This is a genomic window from Methylocapsa acidiphila B2 (genome assembly GCF_000427445.1).
GTDB lineage: Bacteria > Pseudomonadota > Alphaproteobacteria > Rhizobiales > Beijerinckiaceae > Methylocapsa > Methylocapsa acidiphila.
In genome coordinates, this window is sequence record NZ_KE386496.1 from 2,898,099 (window position 1) to 2,923,234 (window position 25,136).

Annotated in this window: 24 protein-coding genes; 19 read left to right on the plus strand and 5 right to left on the minus strand. The window is 62.4% G+C overall.

What is annotated here, in order from left to right; all coding sequences use genetic code 11:
• Positions 1–141 precede the first annotated feature (141 nt).
• Positions 142–552, minus strand: coding sequence for a hypothetical protein (locus METAC_RS0116165; protein ID WP_156898251.1), 411 nt, complete (start codon positions 550–552; stop codon positions 142–144).
• A 474-nt stretch (positions 553–1,026) separates the two neighbouring features.
• Here METAC_RS0116165 and METAC_RS24050 point away from each other — a divergent pair, with 474 nt between their 5' ends.
• From METAC_RS24050 to METAC_RS0116180, 3 genes are all read left to right on the plus strand, one after another.
• Complete coding sequence (locus tag METAC_RS24050; protein ID WP_198017235.1) at positions 1,027–1,866, plus strand: transporter; 840 nt, start codon at positions 1,027–1,029, stop codon at positions 1,864–1,866.
• Between the two features lie 130 nt (positions 1,867–1,996).
• Positions 1,997–2,371 carry a cupredoxin domain-containing protein gene (locus METAC_RS0116175; RefSeq protein ID WP_084144034.1) on the plus strand — a complete coding sequence of 125 codons (375 nt, stop codon included), beginning with the start codon at positions 1,997–1,999 and terminating at the stop codon, positions 2,369–2,371.
• A gap of 10 nt (positions 2,372–2,381) precedes the next feature.
• Complete coding sequence (locus METAC_RS0116180) at positions 2,382–3,224, plus strand: FTR1 family iron permease (protein WP_026607851.1); 843 nt, start codon at positions 2,382–2,384, stop codon at positions 3,222–3,224.
• A 71-nt stretch (positions 3,225–3,295) separates the two neighbouring features.
• On the opposite strand, the gene METAC_RS24055 is transcribed toward METAC_RS0116180, so the two are convergent.
• On the minus strand, positions 3,296–4,594 hold the full coding sequence (locus tag METAC_RS24055) for a glycosyltransferase family 4 protein (protein ID WP_051335630.1): 1,299 nt from the start codon (positions 4,592–4,594) through the stop codon (positions 3,296–3,298).
• A gap of 197 nt (positions 4,595–4,791) precedes the next feature.
• Between METAC_RS24055 and METAC_RS24060 the strand changes: the two genes are divergently transcribed.
• Positions 4,792–6,852 (plus strand): WD40 repeat domain-containing protein, encoded by a 2,061-nt coding sequence (locus METAC_RS24060; RefSeq protein ID WP_051335631.1) that lies wholly within the window; start codon positions 4,792–4,794, stop codon positions 6,850–6,852.
• Between the two features lie 49 nt (positions 6,853–6,901).
• Here the strand turns inward: METAC_RS24060 and METAC_RS24065 are convergent, their stop codons facing one another.
• Positions 6,902–7,930 (minus strand): glycosyltransferase, encoded by a 1,029-nt coding sequence (locus METAC_RS24065; protein ID WP_036256682.1) that lies wholly within the window; start codon positions 7,928–7,930, stop codon positions 6,902–6,904.
• Positions 7,931–8,196: 266 nt separating this feature from the next.
• On the opposite strand from METAC_RS24065, the gene METAC_RS0116205 reads away from it, so the two are divergent.
• From METAC_RS0116205 to METAC_RS0116225, 5 genes are all read left to right on the plus strand, one after another.
• Positions 8,197–9,402 carry an efflux RND transporter periplasmic adaptor subunit gene (locus METAC_RS0116205; protein WP_026607852.1) on the plus strand — a complete coding sequence of 402 codons (1,206 nt, stop codon included), beginning with the start codon at positions 8,197–8,199 and terminating at the stop codon, positions 9,400–9,402.
• A 52-nt stretch (positions 9,403–9,454) separates the two neighbouring features.
• Complete coding sequence (locus tag METAC_RS0116210; RefSeq protein ID WP_026607853.1) at positions 9,455–10,609, plus strand: ABC transporter permease; 1,155 nt, start codon at positions 9,455–9,457, stop codon at positions 10,607–10,609.
• On the plus strand, positions 10,606–11,349 hold the full coding sequence (locus METAC_RS24070) for an ABC transporter ATP-binding protein (protein WP_051335632.1): 744 nt from the start codon (positions 10,606–10,608) through the stop codon (positions 11,347–11,349). The genes METAC_RS0116210 and METAC_RS24070 overlap by 4 nt, the downstream gene beginning before the upstream one ends.
• A 110-nt stretch (positions 11,350–11,459) precedes the next feature.
• Positions 11,460–12,206: a glycosyltransferase gene (locus METAC_RS0116220; RefSeq protein WP_036255668.1), complete on the plus strand. Its 747-nt coding sequence runs from the start codon at positions 11,460–11,462 to the stop codon at positions 12,204–12,206.
• Positions 12,197–12,721 carry a hypothetical protein gene (locus METAC_RS0116225; protein WP_026607855.1) on the plus strand — a complete coding sequence of 175 codons (525 nt, stop codon included), beginning with the start codon at positions 12,197–12,199 and terminating at the stop codon, positions 12,719–12,721. Before METAC_RS0116220 ends, METAC_RS0116225 begins: the two co-directional genes overlap by 10 nt.
• Positions 12,722–12,738: 17 nt before the next feature.
• On the opposite strand, the gene METAC_RS25310 is transcribed toward METAC_RS0116225, so the two are convergent.
• Entirely contained in the window at positions 12,739–13,938 is a 1,200-nt protein-coding gene (locus tag METAC_RS25310; RefSeq protein ID WP_051335633.1) for a glycosyltransferase, read from the minus strand.
• A gap of 97 nt (positions 13,939–14,035) precedes the next feature.
• A complete protein-coding gene (locus tag METAC_RS0116235; RefSeq protein ID WP_026607856.1) occupies positions 14,036–14,281 on the minus strand; it encodes a hypothetical protein in 246 nt (81 codons plus the stop codon).
• A 224-nt stretch (positions 14,282–14,505) separates the two neighbouring features.
• Here METAC_RS0116235 and METAC_RS0116240 point away from each other — a divergent pair, with 224 nt between their 5' ends.
• The 10 genes from METAC_RS0116240 (at position 14,506) to METAC_RS0116300 (ending at position 25,112) form a co-directional block, all read left to right on the plus strand.
• A complete protein-coding gene (locus tag METAC_RS0116240) occupies positions 14,506–15,912 on the plus strand; it encodes a cytochrome P450 (protein WP_026607857.1) in 1,407 nt (468 codons plus the stop codon).
• A gap of 17 nt (positions 15,913–15,929) precedes the next feature.
• Positions 15,930–17,600 (plus strand): cyclic peptide export ABC transporter, encoded by a 1,671-nt coding sequence (locus tag METAC_RS0116245; RefSeq protein WP_198017236.1) that lies wholly within the window; start codon positions 15,930–15,932, stop codon positions 17,598–17,600.
• Positions 17,601–17,672: 72 nt separating this feature from the next.
• The gene (locus METAC_RS0116250) at positions 17,673–18,413 is read left to right on the plus strand and encodes an alpha/beta fold hydrolase (RefSeq protein ID WP_026607859.1); all 741 of its coding nucleotides are present in this window, start codon (positions 17,673–17,675) and stop codon (positions 18,411–18,413) included.
• 250 nt (positions 18,414–18,663) lie between these two features.
• Entirely contained in the window at positions 18,664–19,332 is a 669-nt protein-coding gene (locus tag METAC_RS0116260; RefSeq protein ID WP_026607861.1) for an LON peptidase substrate-binding domain-containing protein, read from the plus strand.
• 79 nt (positions 19,333–19,411) lie between these two features.
• Positions 19,412–19,633 carry a Trm112 family protein gene (locus tag METAC_RS0116265; RefSeq protein WP_026607862.1) on the plus strand — a complete coding sequence of 74 codons (222 nt, stop codon included), beginning with the start codon at positions 19,412–19,414 and terminating at the stop codon, positions 19,631–19,633.
• A gap of 212 nt (positions 19,634–19,845) precedes the next feature.
• A complete protein-coding gene (locus METAC_RS0116270) occupies positions 19,846–20,934 on the plus strand; it encodes a choloylglycine hydrolase family protein (protein ID WP_198017237.1) in 1,089 nt (362 codons plus the stop codon).
• A 37-nt stretch (positions 20,935–20,971) separates the two neighbouring features.
• Positions 20,972–21,649 (plus strand): methyltransferase family protein, encoded by a 678-nt coding sequence (locus METAC_RS0116275; protein ID WP_026607864.1) that lies wholly within the window; start codon positions 20,972–20,974, stop codon positions 21,647–21,649.
• A 99-nt stretch (positions 21,650–21,748) separates the two neighbouring features.
• The gene (gene tesB / locus METAC_RS0116280) at positions 21,749–22,615 is read left to right on the plus strand and encodes an acyl-CoA thioesterase II (protein WP_026607865.1); all 867 of its coding nucleotides are present in this window, start codon (positions 21,749–21,751) and stop codon (positions 22,613–22,615) included.
• A gap of 580 nt (positions 22,616–23,195) precedes the next feature.
• Positions 23,196–23,534: a P-II family nitrogen regulator gene (locus METAC_RS0116295; protein WP_026607866.1), complete on the plus strand. Its 339-nt coding sequence runs from the start codon at positions 23,196–23,198 to the stop codon at positions 23,532–23,534.
• A gap of 33 nt (positions 23,535–23,567) precedes the next feature.
• The gene (locus METAC_RS0116300; RefSeq protein WP_026607867.1) at positions 23,568–25,112 is read left to right on the plus strand and encodes an ammonium transporter; all 1,545 of its coding nucleotides are present in this window, start codon (positions 23,568–23,570) and stop codon (positions 25,110–25,112) included.
• Positions 25,113–25,136: the final 24 nt, after the last annotated feature.

Genomic DNA, 25,136 nt, shown 5'->3' on the forward strand with positions numbered 1-25,136 from the left:
TTCTACAAAAAATCGCGCGGACCAACAGCTCGGCTCGTGACCCGCGGTCAAGATCCGCTTCGAGCGAATATGGGAAGGGCGGATCGACGCCGCACGGCTATCTTCAATCAGTCTGCGCTAATTTTGGGCGCGGCGGCTGGCTCAACGCAGGAGCAGGCAGGTCCACCAGCCCTCCGGGCGATGATAGGCGCGGCGCAATTCATTGATCCAGGCCTGACATTGCGCGCGAGAGGCGAAACAGACCTTCTCGTCGCGCCAGTCGACGCGACCATAGAAGACCGGGTCCGGCCTGCCGCCGGAAAAATGGCCGAGCCAGACAGAGGGCCATGGCAAGGTCTGGGCTGTCACCGGAGGCGACCAGGGCGGCGCGCCGATCATGCAGGGAACGCCGATGCTTTCGGGGGCCTCGTCGGGGCTGAGCGGCGCGCCGCCGAGCCCGAAAGGAATGGCGTTGAAACCCAGACTGTCGGCGCCGGCAGGGAGAACGTTGCTCACGAAGGCGGCGAAGGCGACCGCCATTCCGAGCCCCCGCGCGATCCGTCTCGACGTCATGCTCGCCTCCAACCGGCCTGAAATTCCCGCGCGCCCTCGCCCGAGCGGGACGACGCGCGACAATGCTAATTGCTGAAGCGCGACTTTGAAAGGCTTTTCCGGCAAGCGCTCGTGGGCCGTGCGGGCTCTCATGAGGAGCGGCGCATAGCGTCTCCGAGACGGATGTTGCGCTATCACGATAGGATATCAAGTTTTTATTTAAAATAACTATAAAATACGGTCGACTCTACTTAGAAGATGCCGGGAATATTTATTTTAGAATGAATATAAACTTGAAATATTGGTTGTGTGTGCAAGTCTTTTGCGCTTACCTCCGAAATATGACGCCTTGGCGTCGATCGCAGGCAAATAGGGGGCCCTATGTCTTCTTTCTGCATCGGGCCGCGCGCTGGCGCGGCTTTTATGGGCGCTGCGCTTTTCGCAGCTTTCGTCACTGCTGGCGCAAAGCCGGCCCGCGCAGCGGATGGAGCCTCTTTGACGCCTTCCACCGCAGCCCCGCCGGCGATCGATCCCTACCATGAGCTCGAGACGAAATATCTCTTCGGCTTCACCCAAGGCGCAGACATCGGCGCCGAGGGCGAGCAAGCGGTCGAATTCGAGACCACAGGCTCGTTTCGGATGCGGGGCGGCTCCTTCAACGCGATCGAGCAGGAGATCGAACTCGAGGGCGTGCCGACCCAGTTCTTCAGCTATGAGCTCTCGGCGCATCTCCTTGGCCAGTCGGTCAATTACGTCGAGGGGGTCGATAGAAACTACCATGACATCAATTTCAGCGGCCTTTCCGGAGAGTTCAGGTTCGCCCTCCTCGATCGCGGCCCTGGATCGCCGATCGGCCTCACTTTCAACATCGAGCCTGAATGGTCGCGGGTCGATGACGTCAGCGGCGCCTTGACGCGGGACTTCGGCACAGAGTTCAAGATCGTCGCCGACACGGAGCTCATTCCCAACCGGCTTTATGCGGCGGCCAATTTGAGCTACGGGCTCGGCTACGGCCGGGAATTCGGCGAGACGAAATGGCAGCAAGGCTCCGACATCGGCTTGACGGCGGCCATGGCCTATCGCGTCGCGCCGACCGTCACCTTGGGCGGCGAGATCCAATATTACCGCACCTTCGACGGCTTTGGCATGCAGAGTTTTGTCGGCAACGCTCTCTATGTGGGCCCGACCTTGCATGTCCAATTCACCCCGAAGATCATGCTGGCCGCGGCCTTTTCCATGCAAGTCGCGGGACATGCCGCTGGCGAGGGCCGGGCTCTGGATCTCACCAATTTCCAGCGCGACCTCGCCAATCTGAAGCTCGAATTTGAATTTTAGCATGGTGCGGAATCGCAGAGTTTTTGGAAGGCCCCATTTACTATGTTGCGGGAGCGACGACGTGACCGGGTGTCGCTTTCCGCTTGACTATTCGCTCGGCCGAGGCTGTGACGTTGAGGAGTTGAAAGAAATGAAGGCTTCCGCCTCAAAAGGATTTGTGATCGGCTTCGGCGCGGCGGCGATCGGCCTCTTCGCCTTAGTCGCTTCGATAGCCGGAATAGCTCCGGCCGCGGCCGAGGACGCCGCGGTCGTGCGCCTTGCGATCAAGGATCACCGCTTCCAGCCGGCGGAGGCGCGCGCGCCGGCCGGCAAGCCGATCACGATCGAGATCAGAAATCTGGACCCGACGCCGGCCGAATTCGAGAGCAAGACCATGCGCGTCGAGAAGGTCGTCGCGGGCGGCGGCGCGATCACAGTCCAGATTCGTCCGCTCCCTGCGGGGCGCTATCGGTTCTTTGACGATTATCACGAAGATACGACTGAAGGTTTCCTGGTGGTTCAATGAGAAGAAATCCATGCTTGGCGCGCTGATTATCGTTTTCAGAGAAGTGCTCGAGGCCGGCATTATCGTCGGCATTCTTCTCGCCGTGACGCGCGGCGTTCCGCGACGTGGCCTCTGGATCGCCGGGGGCGTCGCGGCGGGCGTCGCCGGCGCCGGTCTGCTCGCCATTTTCGCGGAGCAGATCTCCAACGCTCTGGCTGGCGTCGGGCAGGAGCTTTTCAACGCCGGCGTGCTGGCGGTCGCCGTCGTCATGCTCGCCTGGCATAATATCTGGATGGCGCGCCACGGCCGCGAAATGGCGGCGCATATGAAGGAAGTCGGCGATGCCGCGGCCAAAGGCTCGCGCTCGCTCGCGGCGGTCGCGATCGTGGTCGCCGTCGCTGTGCTCCGCGAAGGCTCGGAAATTGTGCTCTTTCTTTATGGCTTGACCATCTCCGGAGATTCGACGAACTCGGGGCTCCTCGTCGGCGGGCTCATCGGCCTCTTGCTCGGATGCGGCGTCACCGCTCTGACCTTTTTCGGATTGGTCAAGATTCCGGCCCGCTATCTTTTCGGCGTCACGACGGTGCTCATCACCTTTCTGGCCGCTGGGCTCGCCGCCCAATCCGTCGCTTTTCTTCAGCAAGCCGGAATCGCCACCGCATGGGAAGGGACCGTCTGGGACACATCGTGGATCTTGTCGGACAGAAGCCTGCTCGGCCGCGTTCTGCACACGTTGGTCGGCTATTCGGATCAACCGTCCGGCATGCAGCTCGCTGTCTACGGCCTGACCCTCATCACGATCTTTGGCCTCACCAAGGCATTGCGCCCGTCCTATCCGGCAAAGCCCAGGGCTATGGTTGAGCAAAGCCTTTGATTGGGATCGAGCTTTGAAAGCGCGGCCCTTGCCGAACTGAAGGAAGCCAGCCCTGCTTGGGCTCGGGCGCGCTAATTGCGCCGAGCTAACGCTTGTCCCTCCTCCCAGAGCGGTGCGGTCTGGTTTGATTGGGACGGGGGCTCGCGGGCGACGGAGCTCCAAAAGCTCGCAGGCAATTGTGCGAGCCATCTTTCCTTTGAAAAGTGGACAAGCGCATGCGCCCGCGCCGCACGTCCGAGACGCTGACGCTCCCCCGGATCGTTCAGAAGCCGCCGCAGCGCGTGGGCCGCCCGGTTGATGTCAGGCTCCGCCCAAACCGCCCCAAAGCCCTCATAGACATGCTGAGGATCGACGACCGGAGCGAGGGCCGCATCGATGAGGATGCCGCTGTCCGGCGTCATGAAATCGAGATTGCCGGACCAGCCCGTCGCGATCACCGGCTTCGCGGCCGCCATCGCCTCGGCGAGCAAGAATCCGAACCCCTCCGAGCGATGCAGCGACAGGACTATGTCGGCGCGCGCCACGAGATCCTTCAGTTGATCCTGGCTCGAGAGATCGTTGATCACATGCGCATTGGCTAATTGATCTAGGGCGCGCCGCAGCCGGGCCATCGATTCCGGCCAGACATGGGCGTTGCTGATCTTGATGACCAAGACCGCCGTTGGATCGTCGCCGGCGGCCCGCCGAAACGCCTCGATCGCGGCTTCGGGGTTCTTGCGCGCGTGTCCCGACCGAACGTCGTACATGAAAAGGACCACGGCGCGACCCCGGAAGGCCGGCAACGGGTCGTTCCGCGGCCTCGTAGGCGTCGCCTCCACGTCGATGAAATGCGGCGCGACATGAATAGGCTTGTCGGGAAGGGCGCGCCGGAACGCGTCCGCCACAAATCGGCTCGGCGTCCAAATTTCGTCCGCCTGAACAGCCGCGCGAGCCCATTGCGCGGGAACCGTCTCGAGCTCCCACGCCCAATAGGCGATGATCTTTCGTCGCGAGAATTGGCGGCGAAGAGCGGCTGAGATGAGATGAAAATCTTGCGGATTGACATGCACGATCGCGACGCCGTCGGCGCCGGCGCCGGGTGGCCAAAGAGGCCCGGCGGCGAAATCATCGAGTAGGGCGAAGAGCCGGCTTGCGTTCGCGGCCGAAGCAGGAAGGCTGATTTGCTGAAATATGTTCAGCATCTGTCGCGCGCCTTGCCCAAGTCCGGACGCCGTCCCCATGAGCCCGCAGACGACAATATCTCCAGGCGCAAGCGGCCGCCAAGGATCGATCGGACGCCTGAGCAGGCGCTCTGCGAGCTTGCGCTCTCTCTCCTGCATCCAGCGCGGCTGCGCGTCGAGGGCGATGCAGGCGAGTTTCCGAAGCACCATGTGTTGTCCAGTTGGCTCCGCGCGGCCGCGGCGACGTTTCGTCAGGATGGCATGCGGGCGCGCCTCGGAAAAGTGGCTTCGAGCGCATGCGCGAAGCTGTGCTAGGCTCTGTCGTGTGGCTCAGCCGAAGCCCCTTCAGTCTCGCCTCGGCGCGAGACTGAACGGTTTGGATCGGCCAGGAAGTTGGTGGAGGGCGCATGCCGGCCTGGTTCATTTTCCTGATCTGCCTCGCGGCCGGTTTGGCCGGCGGGGCGGTGGCGCAAGAAGCGGCGAAGAGCGGACCGCTTTCGGAAGGCGCCGCCGTCGTTCTTCAAATCGGGCATGGCGGGTCCGTTCAATCAACGGCTTTCTCGCCAGACGGCCGCATGGCGCTGTCGGGAAGCCGGGATCGCACCTTGAAGCTTTGGGACGTCGCCAGCGCCCGCTTGATCCGCACCTTCGCCGGCCACGCCGATTATGTTTGGTCGGTCGCTTTTTCGCCGGACGGCCGGACGGCGCTTTCGGGAAGTTGGGACAAGACGCTGAAGCTTTGGGATGTCGCCAGCGGGGATCTGATCCGGACGTTCGAGGGCCACGCGGGCTATGTGCGCGCTGTAGCTTTTTCGCCGGACGGGCGGTGGGCGCTCTCGGGAAGCTGGGACAAGACGCTGAAGCTTTGGGACGTCGCCAGCGGGGATCTGATCCGGACCTTTGACGATTCGGACCTCGTCGAGGGGGTCGCCTTCTCGCCGGATGGCCGCATGGCGGCCTCGGGCGGCGCGGACAAAACCCTGAAGCTCTGGGACCTTTCGAGCGGCGAGCGCCTCAAAACCTTCTCGGGCCATGATGGGGGGGTGTCTTCGATCGCTTTCGCGCCGAACGGGCAGACGATCCTGTCGGGAAGCGCCGATAAGACGGCGAATCTTTGGGATGTCGCCAGCGGCCGTCTGATCAAGAGCTTGGCGGGTCACGCCGCTCCGGTCACGGCCGTCGCCTTTTCGGCGGACGGCCGGTTTGCTGCGTCTGGAGGGCAGGACAACGAGCTGAAGCTTTGGGATATGGCGAACGAAGAGTTGATTCGAACTTACGGGGGCCAGGCGGACCCTGTGCTTTCGATCGCCTTCGCGCCCGACGGCCGCTCGATACTCGCCGGCAACGACGACAACACCTTACGGCTCTGGGACGCAGCAAGCGACGATTTGGTTCGCAAGTTCGAGGGCGCCGGCATGGTGAACGCCGTCGCCTTTTCCCCCGATGGGCGTTCGGCGCTTTCGGGCGGCGGCGATCATGCGCTCAGGCTTTGGGACCTCGGGACGGGCCGCCTGCTGCGGAGCATGTGGGGGCATCAATCCGTCGTGGACGCGGTCGCCGTCGCATCGGACGGCCGCACGGCGCTTTCTGGGAGCGGCGACAAGACCGCGAAGCTCTGGAGCCTGACGAATGGCGCCCTGCTGCGGAGCTTCGAGGGCCATGCCGAGCCGGTGCTGTCCGTCGCCTTCTCGCCCGATCGGCGCAACGCGGCCTCGGCGAGCCTCGACAAGACTCTGAAGCTGTGGGATCTCGCCGACGGCCGGCTCATTCGGACGTTCAAAGGCCATACCGGCCTCGTTTATTCCGTCGCCTTCTCAGCCGATGGACGAAAGCTGCTCTCTGGGAGCGATGATACGACCTTGAGGCTTTGGGACGTCGCCGCAGGTCAGGCGACCCGGACATTCGAGAACGCGGGCCTGGTCGAGGCCGTCGCGCTCTCGCCCGACGGCCGTTCCGCGCTATCCGGGAGCGACGACGCTAAGTTGAGGTACTGGGACGTCGCGAACGGTCGGCTGATCCGCACGTTGGAGGGCCATACGAACACTGTGTTTTCCGTCGCCTTTTCTCCAGACGGACGGACGGCGCTTTCAGGCGGGGGCGACAATAAAGTGAATCTTTGGGATCTGGAGAGCGGCCGACTGATCAAAACCATGGAAGGACATGGCGAACCCGTCCTCTCGGTTGCTTTCTCGCCGGATGGCCGACGGGCGCTTTCGGGCGCCGGCGACAATACATTGAAGCTCTGGGACTTGGCTGACGGCCGCAATCTCGCGACCTATATGGCGTCCGGGCCGGATTGGATCGCGATCGAGCCCGACGGGATTTTCGCGGCGTCTGGGGACCCTGGCAAATTCATCGCCCTCGTGCGCGGCACAGAGCTTCTGCCTTTGGATCGGTTCGTCGCCGACAGGCGGAGAGAGGCTCTGCCAAGCCCCATGCCCGACGCCAAGCCAATAAAGGCCCAGTAAGATCCGAACTCCTGAGCGCCTGTTGGAAATTCTATCGGCCTGATTTGCTTTAGGCGCGCTCCAAATCCTGGATGAGCGCGATGACCGTTTCCCGGTCTTGATCAGCGGCCCGATTATAGGCCTCGAGAATGCGATTGGCCGCGATGCGGCCGGCCGCGCGCCAACCGTCCGACCCGAAGTTTTGGAGGATCGCGTCGGCGGCGGCGCATGCGTCGTCTGGCGGAACGTAAACGGCCCAACGGCGAAGAGTCTCTCGGAAAATCGGAATATCGACCGCGACCGTCGGCAGCCCGGCATATTGGAGCTCGAGAAGCGGCAGGCCGAGCCCTTCGTCGAGCGCGGTGGAGATCAGAGCATCGCTCTCCTGGACCGCTTGGCGAATCTCCGAATCGGTCAGATAGCCGCATAGCTTGACCTGACGTCTACCTGACAGGGCCTGGCGATCGCGCCCCCAGCCGGCCTGGCCGATGATCAAAAGCTCGGCTGGCTGGCCGCGCGCGTTCAGCGCCTCGATGACATCGGCCGCATAGAGATAATTTTTCCGTGGCTCGACCGTGCCGAGCGCGACGAAGCGAAGGATTGGTCGCGGCGGCGGGGACGGCCCTGGATGCAGATCAAAAATATTTCGAATCCGCGGACGGTATAATTCGACCCGGGCCGGCTTTTGCGCTCGCGTCATCAATTCGGCGCGGGTTTTTTCCGAATTCGCGAGAAAGACCTCCTGCTTGCGGAGCAGGCGGGCGAGACTCGGTCGAGTATAAAAGAGGGCGGCTCGATCGAGAATCTGCGGCCGTTCGATTGCGAAGAGGTCGTGAACATAGGGAATGACGCGGCGACAGGCCATTTGCAGCGCGATCGAAGGCGGAAAACCGGGGCACAGGACCACGCTCCCGGGATTCGTCAGAGCTGTCCAGGGCAGGCCGAGCCATTGCTTCGACGCCATCCCGGCGATTGACGCGGCCGTGACATGGATCGTTTCGAGCGGAGCGAGCGCGCTGCGCGAGAAAAGCTCGAGAGCGATGCGCTCGAGGCCGGTGATGGGTCGATGAAGATGGGTGAAGTCGACGAAGACGGTCATATCTGCTTCTGAGACCGCGCGTCATAATCCTGGCGTTGGCGTCGCGGCCCGACGTAGAGCATGACCAAGACGAAATTTGCGACGTCTACAGCCATGCTGTAGGAATAGAGTGAAAATTCTTCTTGCCGCAAGGACAAGCAGCTGATCGGCGAAGACGAGGGCTTGTCCTTGAACGTGGCGCCAGATCATATTGGACGCACGCGCTTGCTTCCCTAAAAGGGGACGAATCGCTCCATGTCACCTGGGACAAAGAACCGTTTGGGCCAATGAACAAGGCGCCGCGAGAGAGCAGTCTGGCGCAGGAGGCTCGACCCGCGCCGCGGTGGCGGCGACGGATCTTTTTTGCCGTCGCGGCGGCGGCGCTCCTCGGTGCGGCGTTCAAGGTTTATGGCGACTATACCCATGTCGAGGCCGTTCAATTCTATCGCATAACGCCCGACGCCGCATTTGAGGTTGCCGGGCCAGGCCTTCTCGACGCAACAAATCGCGTCGTCATCTCGGCGCAGCTCGAGGGGAGGCTCACCGGCCTTCAAGTCGCCCGCAACGACAGCGTCAAGCCGGGCGACCTTCTCGCAACCATTGACGCCGAAGAGATTGCCAGCCAGCTCGTCTCCTTGCGTGCGGACGCCGCCGCCGCTGAAGAACATGTCGCTGAAGCCAGAAGCGAAAAAACCCGGATCGACTCTGTCGTCGAGAAAGCGGCGGAAGACCTTCAGCGTCGCCGCAGCCTCGCGGCGCGGGGCATCGCCTCGCAAAGCGACCTGAGCGCCGCGGAGGCCGCGTTCCAGCAAGGCAAGGCGGAACTCGAGCGCGCAGCGACGAGCATCAACCGAGCCTTGGCGCAAGCCAAGTCGTCGTTCGCCTTGCGCCAGGTTATGGAGGCGAGATACGCGAACGCCGCCCCGAAATCCCCGATCGCGGGGGTCGTGGTGTCGCGCGAGCCGAGCGTCGGGGATCTCGTCAGGCCGGGCCAGAAGATCATGGAGATCGTCGATCCAAAATCGATCGTCGTTTCGGCCCGTTTTGACGAATCGGTCATGGGACAGATGGAGACCGGCCAATCGGCGAAGGTTCGATTTATTTCGGAGCCCTCGGCGTTTCGCGACGGACGCGTCGTCGAGCTGCATAGAATCGTGGATCAGGAGACCCGTGAGTTCGCCGCGGATATTTCGGTCGCGGCGCTCCCAAAAAACTGGGCGCTCGGCCAACGCGCGAATGTTTTGGTCGAGGTCGCGCATGATTCGCGATCCATGCTCGCCCCGATCAGTTTTTTGGCTCGGCGCGACGGACGTGGCGGATTCTGGTTCTACAAAGACGGGCGAGCCCATTGGGGAACCGTCGCAATCGGCTATTCGATCGGCGGTTTCGTCGAGATCGTCTCGGGCCTGAAGGCGAACGACATTATCGTCGAGCCGGAAGGCCGATATGAATTTGAGCGCGTGGCCCTCGCCGCGCAGCCGGCGAACCCGTGATCCGCGAGGCGGCGGCGAGATCGGCGGCGCTTCGGGAACGTAGGTCGACGTCATGATCCTCGCTTGGAAGGACATACGCTTCAACTTCGCCCGCTTCGTCCTTGCGGTCGTGGGCCTAACCGCCATTTTGACCATGTCCCTCGCGATGAACGGCCTCTACCGAGGCATTGTTCATGAATCGCTGGTCATGGCCGCCGGCGTCGGCGCCGACGCCTGGCTCGTGCAAGGCGGCCGAGACGGTCCGTTCAATGACGAATCGCATGTGTCGAGCCTCTTGGATCGTCGCGCGGAAGGCTTGTTCGGGGTTAAGGAGGCGCGCCGCTTCCTATCCTTCAGCTTTCCAGTTTCCTTCGGCAGCCATAAGCAGCGTCTTTCCATTTTTGCGCTCGACTTCCCCAAGGACAAAGGCGATCGAATGCCGCTTGCGGCGGGGCGCTATCTGGAATCGCCGCATTTCGAGATGATCGTCGACAAATCGACAGGGCTCGCGCTCGGCGAGCGGATTAGGATCGGCCGCGACGATTACACCGTTGTGGGAGTCACGCGGGGCCAGGTGGACATGGCCGGCGACGGCTTGATCTTCGTGTCCCTGCCCGACGCGCAAAGCATTCTGAACGTCGCGCCGAGCGAGGCGATCTTGCTCGCCCGCGCGTCGAGCCGGAACCAGACGGCCGCGTCCGCTTTCGCGGCCGGTTCGCGGCCGATCATGGCCGTCATCTTGACCCTCGAGCCGGGCGCTCCGGTCGATCTGATCCGCGAGAAAGTCGCGAGTTGGGGCGATGTGACCATGATCACGAGAGCCGAGCAGATCGACCTCGTCATTCAAGGGCGATTGCGGCGGCTCCGGCTGCAAATTCTGCTCTTCGTCGGCCTGATGTACGCCATTTCCGGCGCGATCGTATCGCTGACGATCTTCACCATTGTTCTCGAAAAGCTTCACGCAATCTCACTGTTGAAGCTCATAGGAGCGAGCGACGCCTTCATCTCGCTTTGGATCCTGCAATATGGCCTGATTCTGGGTTCGATCTCTTATGGCCTGGCGGTCGCGATCAGCCTCGCGACCTTCGATCTTTTCCCGCGCGCGGTCATCCTCGAGCCATCGGACGCTTTGCTCGCCGGCCTTGCGCTTTTGGTGGTCTGCGCCTTCGCCTGCACGTTTTCAATCCGAAAGGCGCTGAGCGTGCGCGCCCGAGAGATCCTGTCGTGACGGAGACCGCACTTTCCCTTCGCGGCGTGAGCAAGTTCTACGGCTCCGGGGAACGGCGCGTGCTCGCTCTGCGCGATGCTTCGGTCGAGATCGCGACGGGGGAGCTTCTCGGCATCATCGGTCCGAGCGGGTCGGGCAAGACGACTTTCCTCATGCTCGCAGGGCTTGTGGAACCCCCGACGCAGGGCGAAATTTGGTTTCTCGGCAGAAAAGTCGCCGATCCCAGGACCCGCAGCGGCGAGCTGAGAAAATTGCGCGGTCGGCATATTGGGTTCGTTTTTCAAAAAGCGAATCTTCTGCCCTTTCTGACCGCCGCGGAAAATGTCCAGGTGGCGAGCGCCGCCGTCGGCCGCGGCGGCTCCGATGCGCGCCGGCGCGCCTGCGAATTGCTCGAGGAACTGGGTTTGGCGCATAGATTGGACGCCTATCCTCAGACGCTCTCCGGAGGCGAGCAGCAACGCGTCGCTCTGGCGCGCGCGATCGCGAATCGGCCGACCCTCTTGCTCGCCGACGAGCCGACGGCGGCCTTGGACAGCGATCGGCGCGGACAGGTCATGGGATTGCTGAGCGGACTCGCGCGTGATGAGGGGGTCACGGTCTGCGTCGTCACCCATGATGTGCGCGCGATCAGTTTTTTTGACAAGATCGTCGAGATCAGCGACGGAGAAATCGCCGGGACGCCCGCGCCTCCGCCGGCCTCGCGGGACGGCGAGCCGCTCTCGCATCGTCCTTCCGAGTGAAATTGCCGCCCACGTGATCGATTCCTACGGTTCAGCACGGCATGCGAACGGACTACCGGTTTCCACTTGTCCCCATCCCGCTCTAGAATTCAGTGAGGAGCCTTGTCGAGATGGTTGACGTTTCCCTCATCATTTGCGCCAGGAACGAGGAATCGCAGATTGCCGCCTGTCTCTCCGCCGCGATTGAGAACTCGCACGGCCGGTTCAAGGAGATCATCGTCGTCGACAATGCCTCGACCGACCAAACGCCCGCGATCGCACGCGCGTTTCAAGGCGTCCGTGTTGTTTCCGAGCCGCGCAAAGGCCTCACCTACGCGCGCCAATGCGGCTTTGAAAACGCCGGAGGAGACATCCTCGCCTATATTGACGCCGACACGCGCCTGCCGCCGGGCTGGCTGGACTCCGTCGAGGAGATATTCGAGGCGCGGGGGGATGTTGTCTCTCTGAGCGGCTCAGCGCGCTATTTCGATGCGAGCCCATGGGAGCGCTTCCTGCTCGGGCTGGGTTGGTGGATCGCCGCCCCGCCCGCCTATTGGTGCGCTGGCTATATGGTCTACGGGGCCCATTTCGCCGTGCGAAGATCTGCGTTGGAGACGATCGGCGGATTCAATACGGCGATTGATTTCTATGGAGAGGACACCGAGCTTGCGCGGCGCCTGGCGAGGACGGGCAAGACATTGTTTCGCATGCGTTTTTTTATCCATACGTCGGCCCGGCGGTTCCACAAGGAGGGCGTCCTACGCACCTGTTTTTTATATGCCGTCAATTTCCTTTGGCCGGCCGTGTTCGGCCAGCCGTTCTCGACGACTCATCTCGACGTCAGGCCTCAGACGCCCGCGAAGTCGCCATGCCGATGATCCGCGCCCTCGCCGCTGGCCTCGGCTTTTCGCTCATGGGCGTGTTCGCATTGTTGCTTCGCGCGCCGAGCACGCCGGAGCTTCTACCCGATTTGATTTTTTACGGCGTTCTGGTGCTGCACACCTATTTCTCCGTGCGCTATTTTTCCCATCTTATCCCGCAAGATTCCTGGCAGGTGGTGACTGACATCGCGCTCGTGGCGATCTATTTTGCTCTTGCCTTGGCCTTGGGCGACGGCTTTCGGTTCCTGTTCCTCGCGCTTTGTCTATTTGGCGTCGCGACACTCGAATATGCGCCCTCTCTCGGGCGAGCCCATCTTCGAGCCCTCATGCGGCGCAAGATCAAATATGAGATCGGCGGAATGGCTCTCGCCGCCTATTCGATCATCCTCGCGGCGGTCGCGAATCAGGCCATCGGCGCATGGTTCTTCGCGGTTGTCTACGCGGCCGTCACCTTCAACATTCTGTTCAACGAACGCATGTATAGCCTGGAGTTTCTATCGCGCCCCGAGTAGGCGGGCGAAGGCCGATTTCAACAATGTTCCGTAGCGTGGCGCCGATAGATGTGCTCCCATTGTTCCGCGATGAGCGCCGGAGCGTATCGCCTCGCGAACTCCACCGCTGAGGCGCCCATGCTGACGCGGAGCTTTTCGTCGGCGAGCAATTGCCCCAGGCGCTCGGCGAGCGCTGTTTCATCGCCTGGCTCGACGAGAAAGCAGCAGGCGGCGGAAACATGTTCCGGCAAGCCTTGGGCCCGCGCGACGACTGCGGGCAAGCCGCTGGCGAACGCCTGCATGAGCGCGAGCGATTGGGTCTCGGCCGTGCTCATCATGACGAAGACATCCGCCGCCTGATAAAATTCGGCGAGCCGCTCCAAGCTGACGAAACCGGTGAATTGTGCGCGCGCGCCGAGTTTTAGGTCGATCGCAAGCGCGCGCAAGCTTTTTTCTGCTTGCCCATGGCCAGTCGCAATGAGCGTCGCCGGCACCTGCGGCGGCAGCCGGGCGATGGCGCGCAAGACGACGTCGACGTGCTTTTCGGCCGCGAGCCGGCCGGCATACATCACGACCGGTCCGGATAAGCCGAGCGCCTTCCTGATTTCGCGCTTGCGTTCGGCGCAGGCCGGCTTGAAGGCTCCGAGCCGCACGGGGTTAGCGACCGCCCGCGCCGGCCGGACGAAACGCATCCGCCGCATGTCTTCGATGAGCCGGTCGTTCGGCGCTGTCACATAGGCGCATCGATTATAATACCAGGCGCTATATCGTCCCGCGACCTTCGAAAGCCTTCGACCGAGAAGGGGGACGTAACCCACGAATTCCTCGATTGGCGTATGATTGGTTCCGATCAGAGGAACATCGAGGACAGAACTTGCCAACAGGGCTTCGAATCCGGCCCCGAATGGAGTCTGCGTGTGAATGATGTCGGGCTTGAATTTTCGTAGGTGCGGCAGGCTCGCGCCGAAGGGAGCGACCAGGCGCCATTGGCCGGTGGGAGATCCAGGCGCTCCTACGGCGGGTAGGCGATGCGCGGTGAAATCCCAATCAACGTCGGGGGGTGCGGATTCGCTCGAATGCGAGGATCCGGCGAGCTTGTAATCCTTCTTGGAATATTCGGAAACGAAATAACCTATATCATGTCCGCGCTGCGCTAGCTCGCGCCCGGTCGCGATGATCGAATCCGCAATTCCGCTAATCTCCGGATAGAAAATGTCCGAGTAGAATGCGATCCGCATTGGCGCGCCTCCAAGAGCTCAAAGGCGCCGGCGCGCGAGCCTCACCCGCCGGAGATCCGTCGCGCGCCATTTTACGTGCATGCGGGATTGGAATGGCTCAATCGCAGGCTTGAAGCAAGCGCTCGCCTTGGGGGGTCGAAACATGACGGACGACGCATGCGGCGCGATCCACGGTTTCCGTGGAGGGGGTCTGGCCGACCGAGGCGGTTTGCGCCTCGATAAAAGTCGAAGGATGAAAATGCAGGCGCCCATTCGCTTCGTGCGCCGAGGCTGTTGGAGGAACGAAGGCCGCGACGAAAAGGGCGGCGACGATGGCGTTGGCGAGGTTCTGTTTCGAGATCATCTGAGCGCTCCGTGGCTGTCGCGAGGGCTGTTCACGCCCTTTCCATGCCGATAGTCATGACGCGATCCGGAAGCGGTCCCTGTGGGAAAACCCACAGGCCGGGACGCTGTTCGGATGGAGCTTGCGAGCGAATGATCTGGCGGTGTTATGGTCGTGCGCCGCCACGATCGGGGGAGCGCCGCGATCGCTTTTGAGATCGCGCCAGAGCTGAAGGAAATCCTCAAATGGACGACGTCGCGAAGCCGCGAGCAAACCGGACGCCGCCCGGTCCCAAAGGCCTTCCGTTTCTCGGCAATTTGCTGGAGCTCAAGCGCGACCCTCTCGGCTTCCTCGCCAATTGCGCCGCCGCCTATGGAGACGTCGCGCGCCTTCGTCTCGGAGGCCAGCCCGCCTATCTCGTCAATAACGCGAAATATATCGAGAGCATTCTGGTCACGAACGCCGGCAATTTCGTCAAGACCGCCGGCGGGACGCAAGCAAGGCCGCGCGCTGCGCGCCGTGCGCCCGATCTCATGACCTGGGTGAGAAACTTTCCGTCCGATGGCGAGGCCTGGCTTCCGGACCGCGAGCTCGCACATCCGGACCATCGAGAACGCCGGGACATTCAGCCGGCGTTTCATGCCGAACGCATCGAGTCTTACGCCGCGCACATGGTCGCTTTGACGGTGGATATGCTTGCGACGTGGAAGCATGGCGAGGCCCGTGACATTCACGCGGATATGACGCATTTGTCCGTGGCGATCATCGCCAAGACCTTGTTCGGCGCCGAGGCCTCGGCTGACGCTGAAACACTGGCGGAATCGTTTCGGGTCGTCATCGCTCAGATCGTCAGCCAGATGGTCGATCCCATCCATTTTCCCAGCTTTGTTCCGACGCCGCATCAACTCCGGCTGCGAAAAGCGATCCGCCAGATCGAGGCATTCCTGAACGAGCTCATTCGCCAGCGCCGCAACGAGCAGCATGACGATTTTCTGTCGCTGCTGCTCGCCGCTCACGAGGACAAAGGCGGCGCGGTCGGCGAGAATAATTGGCGCTATCAGGCGATGACCGTGTTCGTCGCCGGCTATGAGACGACCGCCTTGACCCTCACATGGGCTCTCTATCTCATTTCGCAAAATCCCGACGTCGAAGCCCGGCTTTTGGACGAGCTGCACGCCGTCCTGGGCGGCCGGCCGCCCAGCGCCGCAGACGTGCGCAAGCTTCGATATGCAGACATGGTGATCAAGGAGACCTTGCGCCTCTATCCGCCGGTTTGGCTGCTCGGCCCTCGCGTCGGAGTGGACGCGTTCGAGGTCGGTCCATATCGGTTGCCCGCCGGCGCCACGGTCTTGATCAGCCCCTGGGTGACTCATCGCGATCCGCGCTATTTCGCGCAGCCGGAAAAATTTGATCCGGATCGCTGGTCCGAGAAGACGAACGAGCCGTCGGAGAAATACGCCTATTTCCCGTTTAGCGGCGGCGAGCGTCAATGCATCGGGAAATCCTACGCCACGATGGAGGCTGTTCTTCTGCTCGCGACAATCCTTCAAGGCTTCCGATTGGAGCTTGTGCCGGAGGCGAGGGTTGCGCCGCAAGCGCTCGTGACCCTTCAGCCGCGGCGCGGCTTGCCCATGCGGGTCACGGCTCTCTAGAAGGAGATTGTCTTGAAATGCGCAGACATTTCGCAAGACGGCGCCGCGCTGAGCCGAGGCCGCCCCCGGCAAGCGTTTCGTCGCTTTCTTTCCTAGGCTTGCTCGCGCATTCGCGTCGCCTGCTGCTGGCGTCGGCCGCCACGGGCCTTTCGGCGGGAGCAGGCGTCGCCGCGCTCGTGACCTTGATCGGGGGAGCCTTGGGCCAAGCCCCGCACGATGGGACGGCGTCCGCCCTGCCTTATTTCAGTCTTTGCCTCTTCGTCACCGCCGCCGGCGGCATTTCGGAAATTCTGATCGTGCGATTGGCGCAGGATAATCTGTGCGATTTGCGGTTGCGGTTGGCGCGCCACATTCTCTCCGCGCCCTACCGCCAGTTGCAATCTATTGGGCCGCATCGACTCACCGCGACATTGACTGAGGACGTCGGCCATCTCGCGGCGCTTCTCGAATCGGCGCCGCCGCTTTTGATCGAGGCCGCTACGCTCATCGGCGCCTTTGTCTACATGGGTTGGCTTTCGTGGTCGTTCCTGCTCCTGTTTCTGGCGTTCTTGCTGGTTGGCGGCCTCGGCGCGTACATTTTGCAGATTCGCTCCTACCATTGGCACCAGAAGGCGCGCGAGGCGACCGACGCCTTGTTCGGCCATTTCCGCGGCCTGACCGACGGCAGCAAGGAATTGAACATGAGCGCGCCGCGCCGGCGCGCATTCCTGAATGATTTGAACGCCGCCGCTGACGCCATCAAGACGCGGATTGTCAGAGGCAGAATTCTGACCGTTGCGTCGGACTATTGGGGCAAACTGGCGTTCTTCCTCCTGATCGGGCTTATCGTGTTCGTTCTGCCGAGCCTCGAAGGCGCGAGCCGCGAGAAGGTCGCCGGATTCGCCTTCGTCGTGCTGTTTGCGATGCGCCCTATTTCCGTGCTCCTGAACGCCACGCCTGTTTTCGGCAAGGCCGCCGTTGCGTTGCGCAATATCGAGGAGCTCGGCCTCGCCGTCGGCCCGGAGCCGCGCGTGGAAGGCGAAAGGCTCGGGGCGATCGCAACCAGCCCGACAAGGCTCGAGCTCGCCGGAGTCGCGCATAGGAGCCCGGCCGACGACGGAGAAAGCGGCTTTCTTCTTGGGCCTCTCGATCTGCGGATCGAGCCGGGCGAGCTCCTCTTCGTCACCGGCGGCAATGGCGCCGGAAAGACGACGCTGGCGCTGCTCATCCTCGGGCTTTATCCGCCGGACGAGGGCTCGTTGCGGCTCGGCGGCATGGTCGTCACGGAGGCGAACCGCGATCATTATCGGCAACATTTCGCCGCCGTCTTCGCCGACGCCTTCATATCGGATTGGTTGCCCTGGGATCGCGCGCCGGAGACGGCGGCGCGCGCGGCGGCGTTGCTCGCGCGCATGCGCCTTGCCGAGAAGGTGCGCATTGACGATGGACGGTTCTCGACGATCGATCTGTCTCGAGGACAGCGCAAGCGCCTGGCGTTGATCGCGGCCTATCTCGAAGATCGGCCCTTTTATCTTTTTGACGAATGGGCGGCCGAGCAAGACCCGCCCTTTCGCGATATTTTTTATGAAGAGCTTTTGCCGGAACTCAGGGCGCGCGGAAAGACGGTCGTCGTCATCACTCATGACGATCGGCATTTTCACTTGGCCGATCGGCGGATTCATTTGAATTCCGGGCGGATCGAAGAATAGGCCGCCGAGCTTGCCGCGTCGCGGGCCGCGGCTATGATCTTGTTCCGAACAGGCGCAGGAACAGCGGGCGAGATGAACGGAGAGCGAGACGAGTTCGCCAAGCCTTTCGTGCTGGCGCATGGATCCTGGCATGGCGGCTGGTGCTGGCGGCGCGTCGCCGATCGGCTGGAGGCCGCCGGGCGCCGGGTCTTTGCGCCGAGCTATACGGGAATGGGCGATCGCGTCCATCTCCTGAACAAGAACATTTCGATCGATACTTTCGTGCAAGATCTCGTCGAGGTCTTCGTGGCGGAGGAGCTGACTGGGGCCGTGCTTGTCGGGCATAGTTTTGGCGGCGTCCCGATCACCGGAGTCGCCGACCGAATCCCCGAGCGCATCGCCCATCTCGTCTATCTCGACGCCATCGTGCCGGAGAGCGGCGAGAGCGCCTTTTCGACCCTTCCGGCCGGGGAGGCCGAGCGGCGCATCACCAGCGCTCAAGAAGCGAATGGCGGCGTCGCGGTCCCGGCGCCCGCCATTCTGCCGGCCGCCTTTGGCCTCGCGAAAGGGACCCCTGAGTATGATTGGGTGGCGCGGCGGCTGACCGCTCATCCGCTCGGCGCCTATACGCGCCCGCTTATGCTGCGCGGCCCGACCGGGAACGATCTTCCGCGCACCTATGTCTATTGCGGGAGCCCTCCACATCCTTACATGGCGCCGTCGCAGGCCCGCGTGCGAGCCGCCGCCGGCTGGGACTGGGTCGAGCTTTTAGCGCCGCATGAGGCGATGATCACCCATCCCGACGAAGTGGCGCGAATTCTCCTCGGCCTTTAGCTTCGTTTGGCGTCTCGCTTTGGCCGCCGTGCGGCCGCGCCGAGCGCGCCGATCGGTTCAGGCCAGCGTCGGCCAGACATATTTTACTTGCCAGCCTCTCGAAATCACGACAATGGATTTTGCTTGAAGCGCGGGCGCCGCGAGAAGGCGATGCGCTTCGACCGTGACATAAGGGAAGTGGGGGCGTGATTGCTCGCGGCGGTCGCGAGCCTGTTCAGGCCGGGGCGCGTCCGGGGGCGAGGAGCAGACCATGACGATGAACCACCCCTATGCCGGGCCGGACGAATTGCCCTCCGCGTTCCCGATTTTTCCGCTCGCCAAGGCGCTGCTGCTGCCGCGCGGCCAGCTGCCGCTCAATATTTTCGAGCCGCGCTATCTCGCCATGATCGAGAATGTGATCAAGGGGGAGCGGATTATCGGCATGATCCAGCCGGATCCTACGGCGACCGAGTCTTCCGTAGGGCCGGCGCTGTTTCCGGTCGGCTGCGCCGGCCGCCTCACCCAATTCGCCGAAAGCGGCGACGGACGTTATCTCATCACCTTGACCGGCGTAGCGCGTTTCCAGCTCGTCGAAGAGATCGAGGCCGGCACGCCCTATCGCCAGGCCCGCGCCGATTTCAGTCCTTTCCTGGTCGATTTCAGTCCTCGTGCGGGGGAGGATCTCGTCGACCGTGACGGGGTGCTGCGCGCCTTGCGGGAATTCGCCGAGACGAATAATCTTCAAATCGACTGGAGCAGCATTCACGAGGCGCCCAATGAAGCGCTTGTGAACGCGCTTTCGATGATGAGCCCTTTTGGGACGCGGGAAAAGCAGGCGCTTCTCGAAGCGGGCGACCTGAAGCGCCGCGCCGATGTTCTCGTCGCGATCACCGAGTTTGAACTCGCGCGCGGGAAAGGCGCAGCTTCGCCTTTGCAATAGCCTATCAAAATGCGCGCGGGCGCTTCCAAACCGCAATTCCAAACAATGAACGACAACCACGACCATGAGGGAGAAGGCGATGGTGGACAGAACCCAAAAGACCAGCGGCAAGACGGCGCCCGAACCGTCGCGGATCGACCCGCGGCTGCTCGAGATCCTCGTTTGCCCCCGCACCAAGACGACGCTCGAATATGATGCGCAAAAGCAGGAATTGATCTCGCGCGCGGCGCGGCTCGCCTATCCGATCCGCGACGGCATCCCGATCATGTTGCCCGACGAGGCGCGTCCTCTCGAGGACTGAGGCGTCCCCGCATCCTTTCAAGCCTACGCCCAGATTTACGCCGCGATGTCTTAGTCGCGGCGTTTTTTGTTTCGTATGATGAAAAATCATATTTCCTTGACGCCGAATGATGTCGGTTCATTCTGAGCCGCGGCCGTGAGACGCGTTAACGGACTCGATTCGACTCGTCAGGCCGCCTCACAAGACGAAACCGCTCATTCGACCGGGAGGAAATGATGATCCAAACATTCGCCAAGGCGGTCTTGGCCGCGGCTCTGGCTTTCGCCTCGCCGGCTCAAGCCTGCACCGGCATACGCCTCGTCGCCAAGGACGGCGGAGTCGCGCCCGGCCGCACCTTGGAATTCGGCGTCGATCTCGAATCGGACGTCATCATCATCCCGAAGGGAACGGCGATCACGGGCTCGACGCCCGACGGCGGCAAAGGGATCGCCTATACGACCAAATTTGGCGCGGTCGGCGCCAATGGGGCCGGGTTGCCCGACATTATCGATGGGATCAACGATCAGGGTCTTTATGTCGGGCTCTTCTACTTTCCGGGCTATGGCTCCTTCGCCGAGACGACCAAGGAGAACGCTGCGCGCGCCCTCGCCCCTTACGAATATGGCACATGGCTTCTCGGCAATTTCGCCAGCGTGGACGAGGTCAAGGCGAATTTCGAAAAGGTCGTCGTTGTTCCCGTCGTCGTCGATGCGATCAAGGAGGCGCCGCCGGTCCATTTCGTCATCCATGACCGCAGCGGCAAGTCCGTGGTCATCGAGCCGGCCGATCATGGGCTCAAGATCTACGACAATCCGCTTGGGGTCTTGACCAATGCGCCGACCTTTGATTGGCATATGACCAATCTTCGCAATTACATTAATTTGACCGCCACCAATGTTCCGCCGGTGGATTTGTCGGGCCTCAAGCTCGCACAGTTCGGTCAAGGCAGCGGCATGCGCGGCCTTCCGGGGGATTTCACACCGCCCTCCCGCCTCGCGCGCGCGGTCGCCTTCTCCCAGGCGGCGCCACAGCCGCAAACCGCGCCCGAGGCGGTTCTTCAGGTCTTCCATATCCTGAACAATTTCGACATTCCCTACGGCGCCGTGCGCGACGCGCATGACGGCCTCAAGCATGCCGATTATACGCTATGGACCAGCGCGGCCGACTTGAAAAATTTGAAATGGTATTTCAAGACCTTCAACGATCAGTCGATTCGCAGCGTCGATCTTGGGACCGCCGTCGCGGCGGCCAAGGGCAAGATCAGATATATCAAGATGGATTCGAAACAGCCTGTGCGCGATGTCTCGAAGGACTTGAAGTAGTCCTTCGCCTTCGCGGCGACGGCGGAGGGAGCGTCCCGTGAAAACCAAGGTATGGATTGCGATCGGGGCGGAGTTCGTCATTCTCGCCGCGCTCCTGTTCGGCGGCGCGGGAACGCTGGCCTGGCGCGCCGCCTGGTATTTCCTCATTCTGTTCTTCGGCGCAGCCATACTGGCGACGCAAAAGATCGCGCAGGATCATCCGGACCTGCTCGACGAAAGGCTTAAATTGCCGTTCCAGCCCGACCAGCCGCGTTGGGACAAGATCTTTCTCGCAACCTTCCTCTCTCTCTTCATCATCTGGTTCCCCGTGATGGGACTCGACGCCGTCCGCTTCCGCTGGTCGGTCATGCCGGATTGGCTTCCCTGGATCGGCGCGGATGGCGTCGCCATCGCCATGTGGATCAGCTTTCGTGCCTTCCAGGCGAACCCTTTCGCCGCCAGCGTCGTGCGAATCCAAACCGAACGCGGCCACAGGCTGATCTCGACCGGCCCCTATTCCTATGTCCGGCATCCGCTTTACGCCGCCGCGCTCCTTTTCCTCCCCTCGATCGCCTTGATGCTCGGCTCCTGGGTCGGCCTCGTCATGACGATCCCGATGATCGGCGCCCTGGTCGTCCGCACCATTCTGGAAGATCGCGAACTCCATCGCGCCTTGTTCGGCTATGAGGCCTACGCCCGCCACGTTCGTTTCCGCCTCCTTCCCTTCATTTGGTGAGTTCGACTCTCGACTGGCGAGCCTTGCGCGAAATAGGCGACTTGACGCGCCGCTTCGCGTCGGCCACGTCAGGGCTCCGTAGCGCAACCCCGTCCCGCCATGTCCCGCGCCGTCTCCGATCTTCTGAGCATTCTCGATCTCGAAAAGATCGAGGAAAACATCTTTCGCGGGCGCAGCCCCCAGGTCGGCTGGCAGCGCGTCTTCGGCGGCCTCGTGATCGCTCAGGCGCTCGTCGCCTCGGCCCGCACGGTCGAAGGCCGCGCGCCGCATTCGCTGCACGCCTATTTTCTTCTGCCCGGCGATCCCTCCGCGCCCATCGTCTATGAGGTCGACCGATTGCGCGACGGCAAGAGTTTCGCCACCCGTCGCTGCAACGCGATCCAGCATGGCCGGGCGATCTTTTCGCTCTCCGCCTCGTTTCAAATTGAGGAGCAAGGCTTCGAGCATGCGGTCCCCATGCCGGCCGTTCCCGAACCCGAGGCCTTGCCGAGCGAAGCCGACATGCTGGAGCGCTTCGGCGCCCTCATGCCGGAGCCTATTCGGCGCTGGTTCGCGCAGGAGCGCCCGATCGAGGCCCGTCCTGTCGACCTCGCCCGCTACGTTCGGCACGCGGCCGGGGCGCCGGAGCAAATGGTCTGGTTGCGTGCGACGGGGAGGCTCCCCGACGATCCGGCGATCCATCGCGCCGTGCTCGCCTATCTTTCCGACATGACTCTGCTCGACACCGCGCTGATCGCGCATGGCCGCACTGTGTTCGATACGGACATCCAGATCGCGAGCCTCGATCACGCGCTCTGGTTTCATCGGCCGTTTCGCGCCGACGAATGGCTCCTCTACGCGCAGGACAGCCCGAATACCGGAGGGGCCCGCGGTTTTACGCGGGGGCTGATCTACGCTCACGACGGTCGTCTCGTCGCCTCGGTGGTCCAAGAAGGGCTGATCCGCGGCGCGCATCCGCAGAGATAGGGGCCGCGGAAAGGCTCGAGAATCTTGGCGCGCCGAAAGTAGCTGCGCGATTATGCCTAATTCGACGCCAACTTGGCTGGCTAAGGGAAGCGGGCGGCAATTTCAACGGCGCCGCCTTTAGTCAAAGAGCGGCCTCGCATAGCTTCGGCGCGTTCGAGCGGACTCCATGCCGGTCACGATGCTTCTGTCCAGAAACATGAAACGTGATCCGCTCCTGAAAATAGACCACGATTTCCGCGAAAAGCCGGATTTCGCGTCTTGGCAACCCAATCTCGCCACCGAGCGCGCGAAACGATGTGGAAAGGAAATAGTTGGCGTTCTTAATTCGAGACGGCGCGCAACTCCTCCGTGCGCCAAATGGCTTGCGGCACGGCCGCCGCATCGCCGCTCGGGGAGGTCCAACAACCTCCGGTTTGAGTAAAAAGCCAAAAAAGCCTGTGCTCATCGATTGCGAGGAGGCCCATCGCTTGCTAGCAAGGATGTGAGCATGGCGCGCCTCTCGCATGTCAAGCTCTTCGGCGGCGAGCCGGTTTCCCGGCAGTTCAACGGCTCTCGGGTACACGCAACCAGGAAAATCGACATGAAGATCGTCATTGCGATTATAAAGCCGTTCAAGTTGGACGAGGTCCGTGACGCCCTGACAAATCTGGGCGTTCATGGAATGACTGTCACTGAAGTCAAAGGCTACGGCCGCCAGAAAGGCCACACGGAAATCTACCGGGGCGCGGAATATGCGGTTAGCTTTCTGCCTAAACTGAAGGTCGAAGTCGCCTTGGCGCCGGAGTTCGTCAATCAGGCGATCGAGGCGATCACTGCGGCGGCGCGGACCGGCCAAATCGGCGACGGCAAGATTTTCGTCGCCTCGCTCGATCAAGCGGTGCGGATTCGCACCGGCGAACGTGATCTCGACGCACTTTAGGCCTTCGTTTTTCAAGACCCGCAGGAGTTTGAAATGAAAATCGCTTCACCTCCGCCGACCGCGCTTCGGGCGTTCGGCCTCGGACTGCTTCTGGCGTGCGGCGCTGTGGGATTGGCCCATGCCGAAGCCGCCGCGCCGACTCCGAACAAGGGCGACACGGCCTGGATGCTCGTCTCCACCGCGCTCGTCCTGATGATGTCCATTCCGGGCCTCGCGCTTTTCTACGGCGGCTTGGTGCGCACCAAGAATATGTTGTCGGTGCTGTCGCAAGTCTTTGCGATCGTCGCGCTCGTTTCGATTATTTGGGTTATTTATGGTTATTCTCTCGCCTTTACCGAAGGCAGCTCCGAGGCGCTGCCTTATACGGACGGCGACAACGCCCCGCTCGCCTTCCTGGCCGGCATTCAATGGAACAATCTGGTCGGCGGCCTCGACCGCCTCTTCCTGAAAGGGCTGACCCCGGATTCGACATCGGCCACTTTCTCCAACGGCGTCGTCATTCCTGAATATGTCTACATGGCGTTTCAGATGACCTTCGCCTGCATCACGCCGGCCCTGATCGTCGGCGCTTTCGCCGAACGCATTAAATTCTCGGCGTTGCTTATCTTCATCCTGCTGTGGGTGACCTTCATCTATTTCCCGATCGCTCACGCCGTTTGGTATTGGGCGGGCCCGGATGCGCTCGGCGACGCCGCCAAGGCCGTAGCCAGCGCCGTGGACGAAGCGGCCAAGGCCGAGGCTCAAACGAAGCTCGAGGCGGTTCAGGCCAACGCCGGCTATTTCAATAAATTGGGCGCGCTCGACTTCGCCGGCGGCACCGTCGTCCATATCAACGCAGGCATCGCCGGCCTCGTCGGGGCCCTGATCATCGGCCGCCGCATCGGCTATCCTCGCGAGATCGAGCCGCCGCATTCTCTGACATTGTCCATGGTCGGCGCCGCCCTGCTGTGGGTCGGCTGGTTCGGCTTCAACGCCGGCTCGAACCTCGAAGCGAATGGAACGACTGCGCTGGCCTTCGTCAACACCTTTGTGGCGACCTCTGCGGCCACGCTCGGCTGGCTGTTCGCGGAATGGATCACCAAGGGCAAGCCCTCGCTTCTCGGCATGATCTCGGGCGCCGTCGCAGGACTCGTCGCCATCACGCCGGCGTCCGGCTACGCGGGTCCGATGGGTTCGATCGTGCTCGGCTTCGCGGCGGCCATCGTATGCTATTTCTTCGTGGCTTATGTGAAGAAATGGGTCGGCTATGACGACGCCCTCGACGTGTTCGGCGTCCATTGCATTGGCGGCATAATCGGCGCGATTGGCACTGGCATCGTCGTCGCTCCCGTCCTGGGCGGCGTCGGTCTCACCGACTATACGCTGAAGCCCGGCTCGGCGGCTCCCGGCGACTACGACATGCAGACCCAGGTGCTGATCCAGGCCAAGGTGGTGCTCTTCACCCTTCTTTGGTCGGGTCTGGGATCCGCGATCCTCTACAAGTTCGTCGATATATTCGTCGGCTTGCGGGTCCGGAAGGACGCTGAGCTCGAAGGGCTCGACATCGCGGAGCATGGCGAGCGCGCCTATAATCCTTGAGCCGATCAGGGTCCGCGCGGCCTC

Bases quoted from the DNA above. Each gene is read 5' to 3' on its own strand.
- METAC_RS0116165 (WP_156898251.1), bottom strand. From the start codon at position 552: ATGACGTCGAGACGGATCGCGCGGGGGCTCGGAATGGCGGTCGCCTTC.
- METAC_RS0116175 (WP_084144034.1), top strand. From the start codon at position 1,997: ATGAAGGCTTCCGCCTCAAAAGGATTTGTGATCGGCTTCGGCGCGGCG.
- METAC_RS0116180 (WP_026607851.1), top strand. From the start codon at position 2,382: ATGCTTGGCGCGCTGATTATCGTTTTCAGAGAAGTGCTCGAGGCCGGC.
- METAC_RS24055 (WP_051335630.1), bottom strand. From the start codon at position 4,594: ATGGTGCTTCGGAAACTCGCCTGCATCGCCCTCGACGCGCAGCCGCGC.
- METAC_RS24060 (WP_051335631.1), top strand. From the start codon at position 4,792: ATGCCGGCCTGGTTCATTTTCCTGATCTGCCTCGCGGCCGGTTTGGCC.
- METAC_RS24065 (WP_036256682.1), bottom strand. From the start codon at position 7,930: ATGACCGTCTTCGTCGACTTCACCCATCTTCATCGACCCATCACCGGC.
- METAC_RS0116205 (WP_026607852.1), top strand. From the start codon at position 8,197: ATGAACAAGGCGCCGCGAGAGAGCAGTCTGGCGCAGGAGGCTCGACCC.
- METAC_RS0116210 (WP_026607853.1), top strand. From the start codon at position 9,455: ATGATCCTCGCTTGGAAGGACATACGCTTCAACTTCGCCCGCTTCGTC.
- METAC_RS0116220 (WP_036255668.1), top strand. From the start codon at position 11,460: ATGGTTGACGTTTCCCTCATCATTTGCGCCAGGAACGAGGAATCGCAG.
- METAC_RS0116225 (WP_026607855.1), top strand. From the start codon at position 12,197: ATGCCGATGATCCGCGCCCTCGCCGCTGGCCTCGGCTTTTCGCTCATG.
- METAC_RS25310 (WP_051335633.1), bottom strand. From the start codon at position 13,938: ATGCGGATCGCATTCTACTCGGACATTTTCTATCCGGAGATTAGCGGA.
- METAC_RS0116235 (WP_026607856.1), bottom strand. From the start codon at position 14,281: ATGATCTCGAAACAGAACCTCGCCAACGCCATCGTCGCCGCCCTTTTC.
- METAC_RS0116240 (WP_026607857.1), top strand. From the start codon at position 14,506: ATGGACGACGTCGCGAAGCCGCGAGCAAACCGGACGCCGCCCGGTCCC.
- METAC_RS0116245 (WP_198017236.1), top strand. From the start codon at position 15,930: ATGCGCAGACATTTCGCAAGACGGCGCCGCGCTGAGCCGAGGCCGCCC.
- METAC_RS0116250 (WP_026607859.1), top strand. From the start codon at position 17,673: ATGAACGGAGAGCGAGACGAGTTCGCCAAGCCTTTCGTGCTGGCGCAT.
- METAC_RS0116260 (WP_026607861.1), top strand. From the start codon at position 18,664: ATGACGATGAACCACCCCTATGCCGGGCCGGACGAATTGCCCTCCGCG.
- METAC_RS0116265 (WP_026607862.1), top strand. From the start codon at position 19,412: ATGGTGGACAGAACCCAAAAGACCAGCGGCAAGACGGCGCCCGAACCG.
- METAC_RS0116270 (WP_198017237.1), top strand. From the start codon at position 19,846: ATGATGATCCAAACATTCGCCAAGGCGGTCTTGGCCGCGGCTCTGGCT.
- tesB (WP_026607865.1), top strand. From the start codon at position 21,749: ATGTCCCGCGCCGTCTCCGATCTTCTGAGCATTCTCGATCTCGAAAAG.
- METAC_RS0116295 (WP_026607866.1), top strand. From the start codon at position 23,196: ATGAAGATCGTCATTGCGATTATAAAGCCGTTCAAGTTGGACGAGGTC.
- METAC_RS0116300 (WP_026607867.1), top strand. From the start codon at position 23,568: ATGAAAATCGCTTCACCTCCGCCGACCGCGCTTCGGGCGTTCGGCCTC.